We start from the raw sequence: 12,964 nt of genomic DNA, 5'->3' as shown, positions 1-12,964 counted from the left end.
ATGGGGAGGCCATAGATCAGAAAAGGGTACAGGGGGCGGCATCGGAGGAGTGGAGATCATGCCGACCGGGAGGGATCAGCGCCGTCTGAACCATAGAGGTTCATCTGCTTGCGGTAGTAGGAGAACGCTTCTTCCTGCCGGACGATGCCGAGCAGCTTGCCGGAGCGCTTTGAAATGACGGGAAGCACGTTGGTATAATCGGCGACCTCGAAGAACTTCAGGGCTTCATCGAGCTTCGAGGAGTCGTAGAGCACCGGGACCTCTTTTTTCATGACGTCCTCGGCAATCAGCCCTGCGAACATGCCGTCACGCAGAATGATGCTCATCTCCTCAAGACGGATCATCCCCACGAACTGGTTTTCGTCATTAGTGACGAGGAAGTTCGATTCGGGAGTGCTGTGGAAGACCTCCAGCACCTTTTCTACCCTCGTCACGTCATTGAACTTGATGAAGTCGGTGCGCATCACATCAAGCACGCTGATGTTCTCGGCAACCGACAGCGCGATGCCGTAGCCGACCCGCACACCCTCTTTCTCCAGCACATAGGTCTCCATGGAGTGACGATACGCCAGCCGTGCGATGAGGGCCGAGGTCACAGCGGCAAACATGATGGGCAGCACGATCTCGTACTGGCCCGTCACTTCAAAAAGGATGAGGATGACGGTCATCGGGGCCCGCATGATGCCGGCCGTCAGGGCCCCCATGCCGACAAGGGCATACGCGCCGGAGGCGGCCGTCATGCCGGGCACCAGCATGTTGACGAGCTTTCCGAACATGCCGCCAAGCATGGCGCCCATTTTCATGGCAGGGGCGAACATGCCGCCCGAACCGCCCGAACCGACACTGAGGCCGGCAACGACCGGCTTCAAAAGGTAGACGCTGATCATGCCGGTCCAGGTCTCCTCGCCCCTCAGCGCACTGTCGACAACGGCATAGCTGAACCCGTAGAGACCCGGCAGCCACATGCAGATGAGGCCGCAGCCGAGTCCGCCGATGGCCGGAACGGCCCAGACGGGAAGGCCGAAGCGTTTTTCGATGCGGTTGAACCACTCCTCGATGGAGTAGTAGGTTTTGATGAAGAGCACCGCCGACAGACCGGCCAGCACCCCGAGGATGAAGTAGAGCGGCAGTTCAAGGTTGGAGACAAGGGTGTAGGGCGGAACCTGGAAGGTCGGAGAGCTCCCGAGAAAGCTGCGGGAGAGGACGGTGCCGACGACAGCGGCGACGACGATGGGGCTGAAGGTCTTGACGCTGAAGTCGCCGAGGATCACCTCGATGGCAAACATCACGCCGCCGATGGGGGCGTTGAACACCGCGGCAAGACCGGCGGCCGCTCCGCAGCCGAGCAGCGTCCTCGTCCTGTCGGGAGAAAACTTAAGCATCTGGCCGACGGTCGAACCGATGGCCGCACCGACCTGGAGAATCGGCGCTTCCCTGCCGCCGCCGCCTCCCGTACCGATACTCATGACGGAGGTGAACGTCTTGTGGATCCAGTGGCGCCTGCCGATCACTCCGTTGTTCTGTGCCACGGCCTTGATGACCGAGGCAAGGCCGTGGCCGGGACGGCTCTTGACCACATAGGCATTGTAGAGACCCACCACCAGACCGCCGAGAGCGGGAATGAAGGGAATGAGGAAATAACGCCAGTTGGCCGGCAACACCTCAGCCGTGCCGAACAGAAAGGAGCTGAGCAGCAGAATGGCGTCATGGAACATGACGGCCACGTAGCCGGTCGTAAGGCCGACAAAGATGGCAACGAAAAGAAAGGGGAAATCCTGGTTCAGGTTGAGCTGTACCAGCAGGGCGTCGAGCGAGAGGCGGAAAAAAGTCCTGTGGTTGCCCTTCAGGTATCGGCTTTTGCGCAGGACGGCATAGAAAAAAACCCGCAGGTTCCTTTTCCAGTTCCGCTTGCCTTTATTGGACCGATTCATGTGCACCCGCTGACCTTGATGGAAATACCTGCCCGCAACCAGAGCAACAACAAGTCCCGGAGGAGGTTACAGTGTTGAAAAAAATAACGCACTGAATCTCCCTATACAAGATTATTTCGTATCTTCAGAAAATTAATTCCATATCCGGCCCGCTTCACCAATCGGGATGACGGACTGAAAAAAGAGAGCTCAGCAACATACAACGGCAATTCTCAAGCACTCACACCATCATGGCTAAAAAAACGACTGAAAAAGCAGCCGAGAAAACTCCGGCAAAAAAAACAGCAGTGAAAGCTCCTGCAAAAGCAGCTGCAAAGAAACCCGCACCGGCAAAAAAAGCTGAACCCGCAGGGAAAGCCGAACCGGCAAAGAAAGCGGCAGCAGTGAAAAAAGCCCCCGCCAAAGCCGCAGCAAAACCGAAGGCTGCCGCCAAGAAAACAAAATCCGCAAAAGCTGTCTCCCCCGAGGTCCGCGCGGAGCAGATCAGGATTGCAGCCTACTACCGCTGGGAGCAGAAAGGATGCCAGCCGGGATCGCATATCGACGACTGGATTGAAGCAGAAGACTCGCTGACCGACTGAATCCCCCCTTCCGGTCATACAAACAGTACTGGAGGCTGCCACAGACGTAGTGCTGAGACAGCCTCTTTTTTTTACCTCCCCCCCGCACAGAGAAAAAAGCCGCACTGCGCTCTATCGGTCTTCGGCAAGAAGAGCAGTCCGGGATGAGAAGCCAGGCCGGGCGTCAGCTGATTTGGTAATCGACAACGGCACGAGAAGCAGCCGCACCGGCTACAAGGGCGCGTACCCGCTCATGCTCCGGATGGAGCTGATAGGCCTCAAGCGCATCCCAGTCCGGGAAGTCGGAAACAAGCACCAGGTCAAATCCCTCCCCGGGGCAACCGTGGTCCACGCCGGCCTGGATTGAGAGAATGCCGGGAATGAGTCCCCCGAGGCCCTCAAGCTCCCCGGCAAGCATCGCCGCATACTCCTTCCGTCCTTTTCCGCCGGCATCTTCCTTCAGACGCCACATGACGACATGGCGCACCATCACTCGATCCTCCCGCCATGCATCCATTCCGATCCGCCCTGAACCGTACCATCCGCGTCTGCATACCGGCTCAGGGATGAGGCGGGAGCGGCAAACGCTTTTTCGAACATCTCTTCGGCCATCGTCCAGCGGTCGCCCTTTGCATTGAGCATGACGAGCAGCATGTCGCGGTTCTCTTTGCGGGCACGGGCGATGAGGCACTTGCCTGCGCTGCGGGTGAACCCCGTCTTGATGCCGACGGCATAGGGATAGCGTGCAAGCAGTTTGTTATGGGTCCTGAGAAGGTAATACCTGCCGGAGCGTTTATCACGGACCACGATGGATTCCAGCATGGTGATCTCATTGAAAAGCGGATTGTGGATGGCATACTCCGTCAGCGCGAGCAGGTCCTCTGCCGTTGAATAGTTGCCGGTGTAGCGGCCGGTATCGAACCCTGCGGGGTTCGTGAAGGTGGAGCTCTTCATGCCGATGGCACGGGCCCGGTAGTTCATGGCCCTGACGAACTTTTCGACACTGCCGCTGAGGTGGATGGCGATGGCGAAGGCGGCGTCATTGCTGGAGTTGACCATGGAGGCTTTCACAAGATCCAGAAGCAGGATCCTGTCGCCGGGGCGGAACCCGGCTTTGGTAGGCTCCACCCCGGTTGCTTCAGGGGAGATGACCACTACCTGGTCGAGCTTTCCGCTCTCGAGCGCTATGACCGCGGTGAGGATCTTGGTGAGGCTTGCCGGCCTGATGAGCCGTGAGGTGTCTTTCTGCATGAAGACCCGGGAATACCCGAGATCCTTCACGATATAGGAGTCGATGACAGGGGGCCTCGACGCTTCAGCAGGGGAGGAGAAGGAAAGCTGCGATACCAGTGCAGCAAAGAAGAGAGCCGCAAGACTCAACCCGAACCGCTTCATCAGAATCCCTCCATTTTAGATGAGAATGTAAAGTATCGTAAAATCATCGCGGGTTTCAAAACATCTGCTGTATAAAATTCGTTCTCCGCGGCTACAGAGGTGGCACTTTTCCTCCAGCCGACGCCGGCATGCCGCCTCCGGCAGAGAGCACCAGCCGCTGGTACTCCCGCACATCAAGCAGCACTGCAGCGCTTTTGCCATGCTGCGTCAGGACAAGTGGCCTCCGCGTCCTCTTCACATGATCGACGAATGAGGCCGCATGCGCCCGGAACTCCGACAGCGGCCGGATATCCTCCTCAACATTGATCCATTCCATACCCTTGAAACCTGCCCTGTTGTCAATACTGTTAGCGCCAGCACATTAGCGCCAGCACATTATTTTAATACATTATTATGTACACTCCATTGTACATAATAATGTACAGACCGCAAAAGGAAAAGAACCGCCCCGCCTCTTTTCTTGAGGCAGGGCAGAGATCGCGCCGCACTGCCGGCCTCAGCGCTCCCCGAGGGCGAGGCGCAGGGCAAGGCCGATGTACAGGAGAGCCGAAAGGCGGCCGGTGATCCTTTGTGCTCGCTCAGACCGGCGGAGCCGTCCTCCGGCATGACCGGCAATGAGGCTTAAGAGGGTGAAGACGGGGAGGGTGGCTGCGATGAAGATCAGTCCGAGGAGGAGGAACTGCGGCACGAGCGGACCGCTCTCTGGATCGGCGAACTGCGGAAGGAAGGCGAGAAAGAACAGCGAGACCTTGGGGTTCGTGATGTTCATCACGATCCCTCTCCGGTAGAGCCTGACGGGCGGGATGGCCGGCGAAGCCCCGCCGGCATCATCAGGCCCGCACTTCGAGGTGAGCGCCCTGTAGGCGAGAAAAAGCAGATAGAGAGCGCCGGCGGCTTTCAGAAGGGTGAAGACCGGGAGGGAGCCCCGGATGAGGGCGGCGAGACCGAAAGCGACGGAAAGGGTGTGGAAGACCAGTCCCGTACAGAGCCCGAGGGTGAGGATGAATCCGGAACGCCAGCCGCGGCGTGCGGACTGGGTCACGACGAAGAGGTTGTCGGGACCGGGAGAGAGGGCGAGCAGCACCGAAGCGGAAATAAACACCGGGAGAAGCGTCGTATGGATCATGGCCGGCTGGGTCAGGGGTAGGGGAAAGCAGTTCAGGAAATGGGCGGCAGCTCTTTCTGGCAGTATACGACGTCGAACGGGCGGCCGAACTTCTCCCCCACCCCCTCAAGCCGTCCGCACTCCCGGAATCCGTTCTTCTGATGGAACCGGATGCTCGCGGGGTTCAGCGAAGAGATGGAGGCAAGGATGGTTGTAATGCCCATCGGGACGGCTTCCCCGGCCAGATGCAGGAGTACGAGGGTTCCGATGCCCCGGCCCGTCCAGCCGTCACGAAGGAACATGGTCAGCTCTGCCGTCCGGCTGAACGCCGGGAGGGGGCTGTAGGGACGGAGCATGCCGAACCCCACGGCGTATCCCCCATCAAGTGTCCGGGCCATACATGCCGGGTAACCGGCCGAGGGCTGGATGAACGACAGAGCTGCATCCTCCGGGAGGGGCGTGTCGGTATAGGCGGCAAAACCGCTCGTCGTATACGGGTTGAAGATGTCGAGCACCTCCGCCCCGTCGCCTTCCCCGAGCGGACAGAGGAGGATGTTCTCAATGGTCATGTGATGTTCATGTGAAGTTCATTGGGGGTTCCTGTGCGGCTCATTGGCTGTCAGTACGGGTTGTCCGGCGATGCCGGCTTGCCGGGCGGACACAGCTGAGAGGACAGCTTGCGGCCGTAGTGGCCGAGCAGGGTCACTACAGGCAGCATAGCCAGGAGCATCCCGGCGTATGTACGGGAGAGGAGCCCGCCTTCAGTCATCACGTCAGGATGGGCAAGGCGGATGGTGAGCGCCGCGATGCAGAGGAAGAAGAGCAGTCCTGCAAGGATCAGCTTTTTGATGAAGATAGGAGCCTTGGCTCCCCGGAACTTCGTCTTCCAGTCGTTCATGCCGGAGAAGAACGAAACGGGAACGGCAAAAAGGGTCACGAGGATGAGATGCAGGACCGTGTGCTCGAAAAAAACATTGCCGGTCCCGATGGAGAGAAAAAGGTACAGGACGGCTGCAGGAATGAGCCCGTTGCTGAAATGTGCTGCAATGGCGTGCAGGAGGAAGGTCTTTTTCATCTCCTGAAAGAGTCTGGGACGGGCCATGCTGTCGCTCCTGTGTCCTGAGGTTCGGCCGGGCGCCAGGTAATCCGGAAGTGAGCGGCCTGAAGGAATGAAAATGTACGAATACCAACCATAGTTTTCCCCCATCCTGTTCCCGTTTTTGCATTTTTCGTAGTATTTTATGCCGGTCCGTCATTCTTCAAACCACAGTTCACAGGGAGTCAATGTTCCGATCCCAGCCCCTTGAAAAAGCCGCTCTCATCATCCGCTTCCTTAAACCGGTCACCTGGATTCCGGTCATGTGGAGTTTCCTGTGCGGCGCCGTGGCAAGCGGAGCATTCGGCTGGCAGGACCTGACGGGCAGCAGATTCATTCTCGGCATGCTGCTCACCGGCCCTCTGGCCAGCGGCACCTGCCAGATGCTCAACGACTATTTCGACCGCGACCTTGATGAAATCAACGAACCAGACCGCCCCATTCCCGGCGGTTCGATCTCGCTCAGGAGCGCCACATGGCTCATCGCCATATGGTCCCTTCTTTCGGTTGCGGCAGGATGGCTCATCCACCCCCTCATCGGCCTCTACGTCATCATCGGCATCGTCAACGCGCACCTCTACAGCGCCAACCCGATCAAGCTGAAAAAGCGCCTCTGGGCCGGCAACATCATCGTTGCCGTCTCCTACCTCATCATCCCCTGGATGGCAGGCCATATCGCCTACCACGGAACCCTCACCATAACGGCGCTCGCCCCGTCGCTGATCGTAGCAGGCCTCTTCACCCTGTCGAGCACCGGCACCATGACCATCAACGACTTCAAGTCCATGGAAGGAGACCGCCTGGCGGGCATACGAACACTGCCGGTCGTCTTCGGGGAACGCAAGGCCGCAGGGATTGCCGCCGTCCTCATAAACCTCGGCCAGCTTCTAGCCGCCCTCTACATGTTCTGGATCGGCGAGCCGATGTTTTCGGCCCTCACCCTCCTTCTCATCATCCCGCAGCTCATCCTGCAGTTCCCGCTGGTAAAGAACCCGACCGGATTCGATGTCCGCTACAACGCCATCGCACAGAACTTCCTTGTAGCCGGCATGCTGGTCTGCGCTCTGGCCATAAAGGCCGCGAAACCATGAGGTTCGATCCCCTGCCGGCGGTATCGGTCGTGATGGCGACGTTCAACCGCGCCACCCTCATCGGCGAAGCCATTGAAAGCCTTACCCGCCAGACTTACTCCGGCTGGGAGCTCATCGTCGTCGACGACGGAAGCACCGACGGCACATTCCAGGCCCTCAGCCCATGGCTTGCAGCATACCCGGCCATCCGCTACATGAAGCACAGCAACCGCAAAGCACCGCTGTCGAGGAATGCCGGCATCCAGGCCGCATTCGGCCGCTACGTCACCTTCCTCGATTCCGACGACATCTACCTTTCCGACCACCTTGGAAGCCGCATGGCGCTCATGCAGAGCCCCGGCGCCCCGGACCTCGTCACCGGAGGCTTCCAATGCCCGGAGGGCACCATGGTCCGTGACCGCCACAACCCGGACAAGCTGATTGATGTCAGAGGGTGCATACTCGGCGGAACGTTCTTCGGCCGGAGGGAGGTGTTTCTGGACCTTGAGGGGTTCCGGGGGCTCGACTATGCCGAAGATACCGACCTCTGGGAACGGGCCGGAGGGAGATGGAAGAGAATGTGCATCGAGTCCCCCGAGACCTACGTCTACAGGCAGTCACCGGACAGCATAACCCTCCAGTACAAGAAACCATGAACCGATCAGTCACCGTCTACTGCAGCTCCAGCAACAACGCTCCCCGGGAGTATTTCGAGGCTGCGGCATCCCTCGGCAGAACATTTGCCCTGCATGGCATCGAACTGGTCTTCGGCGGGGGAAAGGTTGGGCTTATGGGCTGCATCGCCGATGCCGTGATGGAGAACAAAGGGCGGGTGAAGGGTGTCATACCCCGCTTCCTTGAAGAGCGGGAGGTCGCCCACCAGGGGCTCTCGGAACTCCTCGTCGTCGAAACAATGCATGAGAGGAAAATGAAGCTTGCCGAGTGGGGTGATGCCTATCTGGTGCTTCCCGGAGGGTTCGGCACCCTTGACGAGCTGATTGAAGTCATCACCTGGCGCCATCTCGGCCACCACCGCAAACCCATCGTGCTCCTGAACCTGAACGGGTTCTGGAATACGCTGCTGGGCTTTTTCCGCCAGATTGCCGCCGAGGGCATGGTCCCGGAGGGCTATCTCGGGTACTATACGGTCTGTGATACCACCGAAGAGGCGGCCGCACTCCTTACCTCCATGGAACCCTCTCCGGAAGGAATGCCGCAATGAGCAATTTCCAGGCAGCGCTTCTCCTCACCCTTCTGGCTGGCCTCTCAACCGGCATCGGCAGCGCCATGGCGCTTGCCGTCCGGCATACGAACAAGCGGTTCCTGGCTCTTTCGCTGGGCTTTTCGGCGGGGATCATGCTCTATGTCTCGTTCATGGAAATCATCCCGCAGTCACAGGAGGCGCTCTCGGCGGGTCTTTCAGCAAAGGCGGGAGCCTGGGTATCGACGATCTCGTTTTTCGGCGGGATGCTCTTCACATGGGCGATCGACCAGATGGTCCCGAGCTTCGAAAACCCCCATGAAATGTCCATGATCGGCCCCATGACCGACGCGGAAAAAAGCGATACCAGACTCCACCGGATGGGGATCTTCACGGCGGCGGCCATCGCCATACACAACTTTCCGGAAGGCATGGCAGTATTTTTCAGTGCGCTCTCGAACCAGGAGCTCGGCATCGTCATCGCATCCACCATCGCCCTGCACAACATCCCGGAGGGAATGGCGGTCGCCGTTCCGATCTATTTTGCCACGAAAAGCCGGAAACGGGCCTTCAGCCTCTCGTTCCTCTCCGGCCTTGCCGAACCGCTCGGAGCACTCGTCGGCTATACCCTCCTCAGACCGTTCCTTACGCCGTTCGTTCTCGGTATCGTTCTAGCCTCGGTGTCGGGCATCATGGTCTATATCTCCCTCGACGAGCTGCTGCCCTCCGCCGAGGAGTACGGAGAGCACCACCTGGCCATAACCGGCCTCATAGCCGGCATGGCCGTGATGGCGCTGAGCCTGCTGCTGCTCACCTGAGCCCTGAACATTGAACCTTCAGTGGCAGTCGTGGCCCTGGCATGCCTGATCTGCACGGACCCTCACCAGCTCCCCCGCCATAAACCGCTTGAGGGCATGGCCTAGCGACGGCGAAAGATCCGCAAGGTAGACACTGATGCCCTGGGCCTGCATCTTCGAGGCCGCACGGGCGCCGATGCCATTGCAGATCACGACTTCAGCACCCATACCGGCAAATGCGTCGGCAGGGGTACACTGTCCGTGCACATGCTCACTGTTCGGGTTCCGGATGATCTCGGCAGTGCCGGCCAAGGTGTCGGCAACCGCAAAAAAGGGCGCGCTGCCGAAATGTTCGCACATCGCCGACTCCATGCCGGCGTTCTCGTTGAGGGGTAGTACCGCTTTCACGCTGCACCTCCTTCACTCTCCTGCCTGCCGCCGTTTCCATGGTCATGGCTGTGGTCGTGGTCATGCACAGCCCCGGCTCCCCGGCCGAGCCCCTGACCGAGCCCCTGACCGAGACCCTCCCCCTGACCGCTGCGGTTGAGACCGGTACGAAGCCCTCGGCACCGACCTCCACCCGCACGGCCTCCGCCGAACCCGCCACCCGGCGAACTGCGGTGAATGTTGTCGCTCCCGCATGAGGGGCAGGCCTGAGGGCGCTGCACGCCGTGCTCAAGGCTCCACTCATGGCTGCATGAAGCACACCTGAACGTCCTTTTTTCCGTCATCATGATCGATCCTCCTGTTATGGTTAACTGCTTTCCCGACACCAGCATCTCCCCCACTTTCTTTCGGGCCGAGGAGAGAATGTTGCCGAACGTCTGGCGCGAGACGTGCATACGGCCCGCCGCCTCCTCCTGGTAGAGTCCGAGATAGTCGGCAAGCCGTATCGCCTCGAGCTCGTCGAACGACATCTCGATTCCCTCCAGCTCACCGGGCGGAATGCCCGCCGGCCTGAACGAGAGATAGTCGGGATTACACCCGATTTTGCGGCACTTCATGGGTCTCGGCATACCACGACCTCCATTGTGTTGAACTCTCTGCACCAACTAAATTATTGGCATATGCTAATAACATAGCATAAAAAAAGCCACCTGTCAAGCAGATGGCTCCATGTTTATGCAAGAGAGCGTGCGCACGCGGCTTGCCGCTGGCGGAACTGCTCAGAAGCGCTTCTGGTAGATATGGCAATAGGGTTCGTGGCCGCTTTTTTGGTAGTAATCCTGGTGGTACTGCTCTGCAGGATAGAACGGGCCCGCTTTCTCGACGGTGGTCACGACCTTGTATCCCTTCTCTTTGAGCTTCCCGATGAGCTCCAGGGCCACCCGGCGCTGTTCCTCATCCCGGTAGAACACGGCGGAACGGTACTGGGTGCCGATGTCGGGCCCCTGGCGGTTCAGCTCTGTAGGGTCGTGGATCTCGAAAAAGAGCCGGGCAAGGGTTTGGTAATCCACCACTGCAGGGTCATAGGTAACCTCGACCGCTTCGGCATGCCCGGTCGTGCCGCTGCACACCTCCCGGTAGGTCGGGTTCTCTTTGGTGCCTCCGGTATAGCCGGAGACCACGGAGTGCACACCGTTCAGTTTTGCGAGCTGGTGCTCAACCCCCCAGAAACAGCCTCCGGCAAACACGGCGGTCTGGAGGGCCTGCGGCGCGGGAGCTGCCGGCTGGAAATCAAGCGAGAGGGAGTTCACGCAGTGGCGGACGTTTTTCGGGGTCATGGACTCGCCGAAAAACACATGGCCGAGGTGCGCACCGCAGGTATTGCAGACGATTTCCGTCCTTCTGCCGTCCGCATCCGGCACCTGACGCACCGCGCCTTCAATCGCGTCGTCAAAACTCGGCCATCCCGTGCCTGACTGGAACTTGTCGCCGGAGCGGAAGAGCGGGGCATCGCAGCGGCGGCAGCGGTATACACCCTCCTCCTTGTTCAGGTAGTATTTCCCGGTGAACGGCATTTCCGTGCCCTTGTGGACGATAACCTGTTCCTCGTCTGGGCTGAGTGGATTGTATGGCATGGGGCACTCCTGTTCTTGACCGGCTGCCGCCTGCACGTCCAGCGATGGATCGTCCACCCCCCTGCACCCTCCGAGTACGGAAAGTAGCAGGAGCGGGATGCTCCACAGGAGGAAGAATCGCGACAGGGACATCAGCCGGATGCTGTTGATTGAGAATACCTGAGACACAGTCAACAGCATCCAACCACAGAGGGAGGAAGAGCGTTCCCTGCAGCGTTCTTTTCAGAAGGGCGAGTTCAGCCGGTCCTCCAGACTCCCCTCTTCTGCAGCGGGTGCCGGTGCCGGGGCCGGCTCCCTGCTGCCGCCGAGCGCACCGGCGACTTTCGAGACGGCGGTACCGGCGGCGAAGATGCCGAGGCCTGCGATGGCAATGCCGGCAAGACCGTGCACGACCGGCATGCCGAGAGGCAGCAGCAGTGCTGTACCGGCTGCCCCCACGACGTTCTTCAGGTTGGGCTCCGGAAGGTGGAGTTCAGAAAGGTTCAGTTCCATATGAAGCCATGATTTTAGTTAAGCCCATCGTTTTGACAAATCACCTGCAATCATTACCTTAACGGACTGTATTCAGAAAAAGGGCAATTAGCTCAGTTGGTTAGAGCGCTTGCTTCACACGCAAGAGGTCAGTGGTTCGAATCCACTATTGCCCACCACCCCACCACCCATCACTCTCTCGTTCCCCGGATTATCCCGAAAACAGCCTGACAGAAACAGGGCAGAAAAAATGTCGCTGAATTCCTGTTCATGCTTTTAATATCGGGATAATTCCCTCAATTCCCATAGTGCCGGCATCCTGACCGTAGAACGCGCCAGATACCTTCGGGGGTACCTTCGGGGGTGACTTCGGGGGCAGGTCCGGAACACATCCCGCATAGAAGGGACAAAGAAGTCATCACGCATGCACTGCATCATCCCCGGGACTCCGCCTCCGCTGCCTCTGACTGCAGCCTTATGTCGCCAATGCAGGAGGATGCGCTTTCATACATCACCTCCATTTCCGCAATAAAATTCATTTTGGAGCGCCAGAACGGAACCGGACCGAGACGACGTACCAGTACTGCCGGCAGATTGACCTCTTCATGGCAAAGTGCAGGCAACCGCGACAGGTCCGCTGCGGCGTGCCAGAAGGATTCAGGGTCCGGCGGCAGCGGTTCGGCAATCTTCTTCTTTCTTTTGCTTTCCGGTGCCGGTTCAGGAGAAAGGGTTCCGCCAAGTGCTTTGAAAAGCGCATCCTTTTCGACGCCCCTGAGGGTGAAAAGCAGAAACGGGTCCCGGTCGAATGCTTCGGCAAGCAGATAAAACACGGCGGCAAGATGCTTGCAGGGAACCGCATGGTCGGGACAGGAGCAGGATGCTTCAATATCGCGGAAAGATGCAGGAAAAAGCGGCAGCCCCTCTTTGCGGCAGATGCCGGCAATCGCTTCAGGCATCTCTTTGCCAAGCATGCGGGCCACAAGAACGGGTTGAAGGCCGAGCACCCCGAGAAGTCGCTGATATTCTTCCTCCGAGTATGGCGTGAGCCGTATTGATACGCTGTAGGGCCTCGTCCGTGAACCCTGGACTTTCGCTGTAACACCGCTAGATGTGACGGAGAGTCCGGTCACCTGCCCCTTGCGGGCATAGGCACGCCCACGGGCAAGGCGTGCACTGTCGTTGAAACGCTCGAGCCGCATGATCCACTCTTTTCCCCACCACTCGCGCCCAAACGCACCCCGCTTGTTCACTGCCTTGATTCCGTTATCGACCTTTTTCGGAACAGAGGGTTTGTACCAGCCGTAAGAAGCCATAGGG

Annotated in this window: 17 protein-coding genes and 1 tRNA gene; 6 read left to right on the top strand and 12 right to left on the bottom strand. The window is 59.2% G+C overall.

What is annotated here, in order from left to right:
* Positions 1-56 precede the first annotated feature (56 nt).
* Positions 57-1,931 (bottom strand): chloride channel protein, encoded by a 1,875-nt coding sequence (locus tag PLUT_RS04810; protein ID WP_011357655.1) that lies wholly within the window; start codon positions 1,929-1,931, stop codon positions 57-59.
* Between the two features lie 230 nt (positions 1,932-2,161).
* On the opposite strand from PLUT_RS04810, the gene PLUT_RS04805 reads away from it, so the two are divergent.
* A complete protein-coding gene (locus PLUT_RS04805) occupies positions 2,162-2,512 on the top strand; it encodes a DUF2934 domain-containing protein (protein WP_011357654.1) in 351 nt (116 codons plus the stop codon).
* Between the two features lie 163 nt (positions 2,513-2,675).
* Here the strand turns inward: PLUT_RS04805 and PLUT_RS04800 are convergent, their stop codons facing one another.
* The 6 genes from PLUT_RS04800 to PLUT_RS04775 all read right to left on the bottom strand — a co-directional run bounded on the left by PLUT_RS04800 (position 2,676) and on the right by PLUT_RS04775 (position 6,093).
* Entirely contained in the window at positions 2,676-3,008 is a 333-nt protein-coding gene (locus PLUT_RS04800; RefSeq protein WP_238974626.1) for a Dabb family protein, read from the bottom strand.
* Positions 2,981-3,886, bottom strand: a complete 906-nt coding sequence (locus PLUT_RS04795) for a D-alanyl-D-alanine carboxypeptidase family protein (RefSeq protein WP_011357652.1) — start codon at positions 3,884-3,886, stop codon at positions 2,981-2,983. Before PLUT_RS04795 ends, PLUT_RS04800 begins: the two co-directional genes overlap by 28 nt.
* Before the next feature lie 91 nt (positions 3,887-3,977).
* Positions 3,978-4,202 carry a type II toxin-antitoxin system Phd/YefM family antitoxin gene (locus PLUT_RS04790; protein ID WP_011357651.1) on the bottom strand — a complete coding sequence of 75 codons (225 nt, stop codon included), beginning with the start codon at positions 4,200-4,202 and terminating at the stop codon, positions 3,978-3,980.
* A gap of 180 nt (positions 4,203-4,382) precedes the next feature.
* A complete protein-coding gene (locus PLUT_RS04785) occupies positions 4,383-5,012 on the bottom strand; it encodes a LysE family translocator (RefSeq protein WP_011357650.1) in 630 nt (209 codons plus the stop codon).
* A 32-nt stretch (positions 5,013-5,044) separates the two neighbouring features.
* Positions 5,045-5,560 carry a GNAT family N-acetyltransferase gene (locus PLUT_RS04780; RefSeq protein ID WP_011357649.1) on the bottom strand — a complete coding sequence of 172 codons (516 nt, stop codon included), beginning with the start codon at positions 5,558-5,560 and terminating at the stop codon, positions 5,045-5,047.
* Between the two features lie 50 nt (positions 5,561-5,610).
* Complete coding sequence (locus tag PLUT_RS04775) at positions 5,611-6,093, bottom strand: hypothetical protein (RefSeq protein WP_041464079.1); 483 nt, start codon at positions 6,091-6,093, stop codon at positions 5,611-5,613.
* A 182-nt stretch (positions 6,094-6,275) separates the two neighbouring features.
* On the opposite strand from PLUT_RS04775, the gene chlG reads away from it, so the two are divergent.
* From chlG to zupT, 4 genes are read left to right on the top strand one after another with little or no spacing between them, the layout of a single operon-like run.
* Positions 6,276-7,178 (top strand): chlorophyll synthase ChlG, encoded by a 903-nt coding sequence (gene chlG / locus PLUT_RS04770; protein WP_011357647.1) that lies wholly within the window; start codon positions 6,276-6,278, stop codon positions 7,176-7,178.
* On the top strand, positions 7,175-7,813 hold the full coding sequence (locus tag PLUT_RS04765; RefSeq protein ID WP_011357646.1) for a glycosyltransferase family 2 protein: 639 nt from the start codon (positions 7,175-7,177) through the stop codon (positions 7,811-7,813). The genes chlG and PLUT_RS04765 overlap by 4 nt, the downstream gene beginning before the upstream one ends.
* Complete coding sequence (locus tag PLUT_RS04760; protein ID WP_011357645.1) at positions 7,810-8,379, top strand: TIGR00730 family Rossman fold protein; 570 nt, start codon at positions 7,810-7,812, stop codon at positions 8,377-8,379. Before PLUT_RS04765 ends, PLUT_RS04760 begins: the two co-directional genes overlap by 4 nt.
* Positions 8,376-9,176: a zinc transporter ZupT gene (gene zupT / locus PLUT_RS04755; protein WP_011357644.1), complete on the top strand. Its 801-nt coding sequence runs from the start codon at positions 8,376-8,378 to the stop codon at positions 9,174-9,176. The genes PLUT_RS04760 and zupT overlap by 4 nt, the downstream gene beginning before the upstream one ends.
* An 18-nt stretch (positions 9,177-9,194) precedes the next feature.
* Here the strand turns inward: zupT and PLUT_RS04750 are convergent, their stop codons facing one another.
* From PLUT_RS04750 to PLUT_RS04735, 4 genes are all read right to left on the bottom strand, one after another.
* Positions 9,195-9,563, bottom strand: coding sequence for a NifB/NifX family molybdenum-iron cluster-binding protein (locus PLUT_RS04750; RefSeq protein WP_011357643.1), 369 nt, complete (start codon positions 9,561-9,563; stop codon positions 9,195-9,197).
* On the bottom strand, positions 9,560-10,171 hold the full coding sequence (locus PLUT_RS04745; protein WP_011357642.1) for a DUF134 domain-containing protein: 612 nt from the start codon (positions 10,169-10,171) through the stop codon (positions 9,560-9,562). Before PLUT_RS04745 ends, PLUT_RS04750 begins: the two co-directional genes overlap by 4 nt.
* A gap of 150 nt (positions 10,172-10,321) precedes the next feature.
* Entirely contained in the window at positions 10,322-11,176 is an 855-nt protein-coding gene (locus PLUT_RS04740) for a bifunctional methionine sulfoxide reductase B/A protein (RefSeq protein ID WP_011357641.1), read from the bottom strand.
* 222 nt (positions 11,177-11,398) lie between these two features.
* Positions 11,399-11,668, bottom strand: coding sequence for a hypothetical protein (locus PLUT_RS04735; protein ID WP_011357640.1), 270 nt, complete (start codon positions 11,666-11,668; stop codon positions 11,399-11,401).
* A gap of 81 nt (positions 11,669-11,749) precedes the next feature.
* On the opposite strand from PLUT_RS04735, the gene PLUT_RS04730 reads away from it, so the two are divergent.
* Positions 11,750-11,826, top strand: a tRNA-Val gene (locus tag PLUT_RS04730).
* A 255-nt stretch (positions 11,827-12,081) separates the two neighbouring features.
* On the opposite strand, the gene PLUT_RS04725 is transcribed toward PLUT_RS04730, so the two are convergent.
* Positions 12,082-12,960 (bottom strand): SWIM zinc finger family protein, encoded by an 879-nt coding sequence (locus tag PLUT_RS04725; RefSeq protein WP_011357639.1) that lies wholly within the window; start codon positions 12,958-12,960, stop codon positions 12,082-12,084.
* Between the last annotated feature and the right edge of the window lie 4 nt (positions 12,961-12,964).

The organism is Pelodictyon luteolum DSM 273 (assembly GCF_000012485.1).
GTDB classification, from domain to species: domain Bacteria; phylum Bacteroidota; class Chlorobiia; order Chlorobiales; family Chlorobiaceae; genus Chlorobium; species Chlorobium luteolum.
This window is presented reverse-complemented; position numbering and strand designations above follow the sequence as displayed.

Bases quoted from the DNA above. Each gene is read 5' to 3' on its own strand.
- PLUT_RS04810 (WP_011357655.1), bottom strand. From the start codon at position 1,931: ATGAATCGGTCCAATAAAGGCAAGCGGAACTGGAAAAGGAACCTGCGG.
- PLUT_RS04805 (WP_011357654.1), top strand. From the start codon at position 2,162: ATGGCTAAAAAAACGACTGAAAAAGCAGCCGAGAAAACTCCGGCAAAA.
- PLUT_RS04800 (WP_238974626.1), bottom strand. From the start codon at position 3,008: ATGGATGCATGGCGGGAGGATCGAGTGATGGTGCGCCATGTCGTCATG.
- PLUT_RS04795 (WP_011357652.1), bottom strand. From the start codon at position 3,886: ATGAAGCGGTTCGGGTTGAGTCTTGCGGCTCTCTTCTTTGCTGCACTG.
- PLUT_RS04790 (WP_011357651.1), bottom strand. From the start codon at position 4,202: ATGGAATGGATCAATGTTGAGGAGGATATCCGGCCGCTGTCGGAGTTC.
- PLUT_RS04785 (WP_011357650.1), bottom strand. From the start codon at position 5,012: ATGATCCATACGACGCTTCTCCCGGTGTTTATTTCCGCTTCGGTGCTG.
- PLUT_RS04780 (WP_011357649.1), bottom strand. From the start codon at position 5,560: ATGACCATTGAGAACATCCTCCTCTGTCCGCTCGGGGAAGGCGACGGG.
- PLUT_RS04775 (WP_041464079.1), bottom strand. From the start codon at position 6,093: ATGGCCCGTCCCAGACTCTTTCAGGAGATGAAAAAGACCTTCCTCCTG.
- chlG (WP_011357647.1), top strand. From the start codon at position 6,276: ATGTTCCGATCCCAGCCCCTTGAAAAAGCCGCTCTCATCATCCGCTTC.
- PLUT_RS04765 (WP_011357646.1), top strand. From the start codon at position 7,175: ATGAGGTTCGATCCCCTGCCGGCGGTATCGGTCGTGATGGCGACGTTC.
- PLUT_RS04760 (WP_011357645.1), top strand. From the start codon at position 7,810: ATGAACCGATCAGTCACCGTCTACTGCAGCTCCAGCAACAACGCTCCC.
- zupT (WP_011357644.1), top strand. From the start codon at position 8,376: ATGAGCAATTTCCAGGCAGCGCTTCTCCTCACCCTTCTGGCTGGCCTC.
- PLUT_RS04745 (WP_011357642.1), bottom strand. From the start codon at position 10,171: ATGCCGAGACCCATGAAGTGCCGCAAAATCGGGTGTAATCCCGACTAT.
- PLUT_RS04740 (WP_011357641.1), bottom strand. From the start codon at position 11,176: ATGCCATACAATCCACTCAGCCCAGACGAGGAACAGGTTATCGTCCAC.
- PLUT_RS04735 (WP_011357640.1), bottom strand. From the start codon at position 11,668: ATGGAACTGAACCTTTCTGAACTCCACCTTCCGGAGCCCAACCTGAAG.
- PLUT_RS04725 (WP_011357639.1), bottom strand. From the start codon at position 12,960: ATGGCTTCTTACGGCTGGTACAAACCCTCTGTTCCGAAAAAGGTCGAT.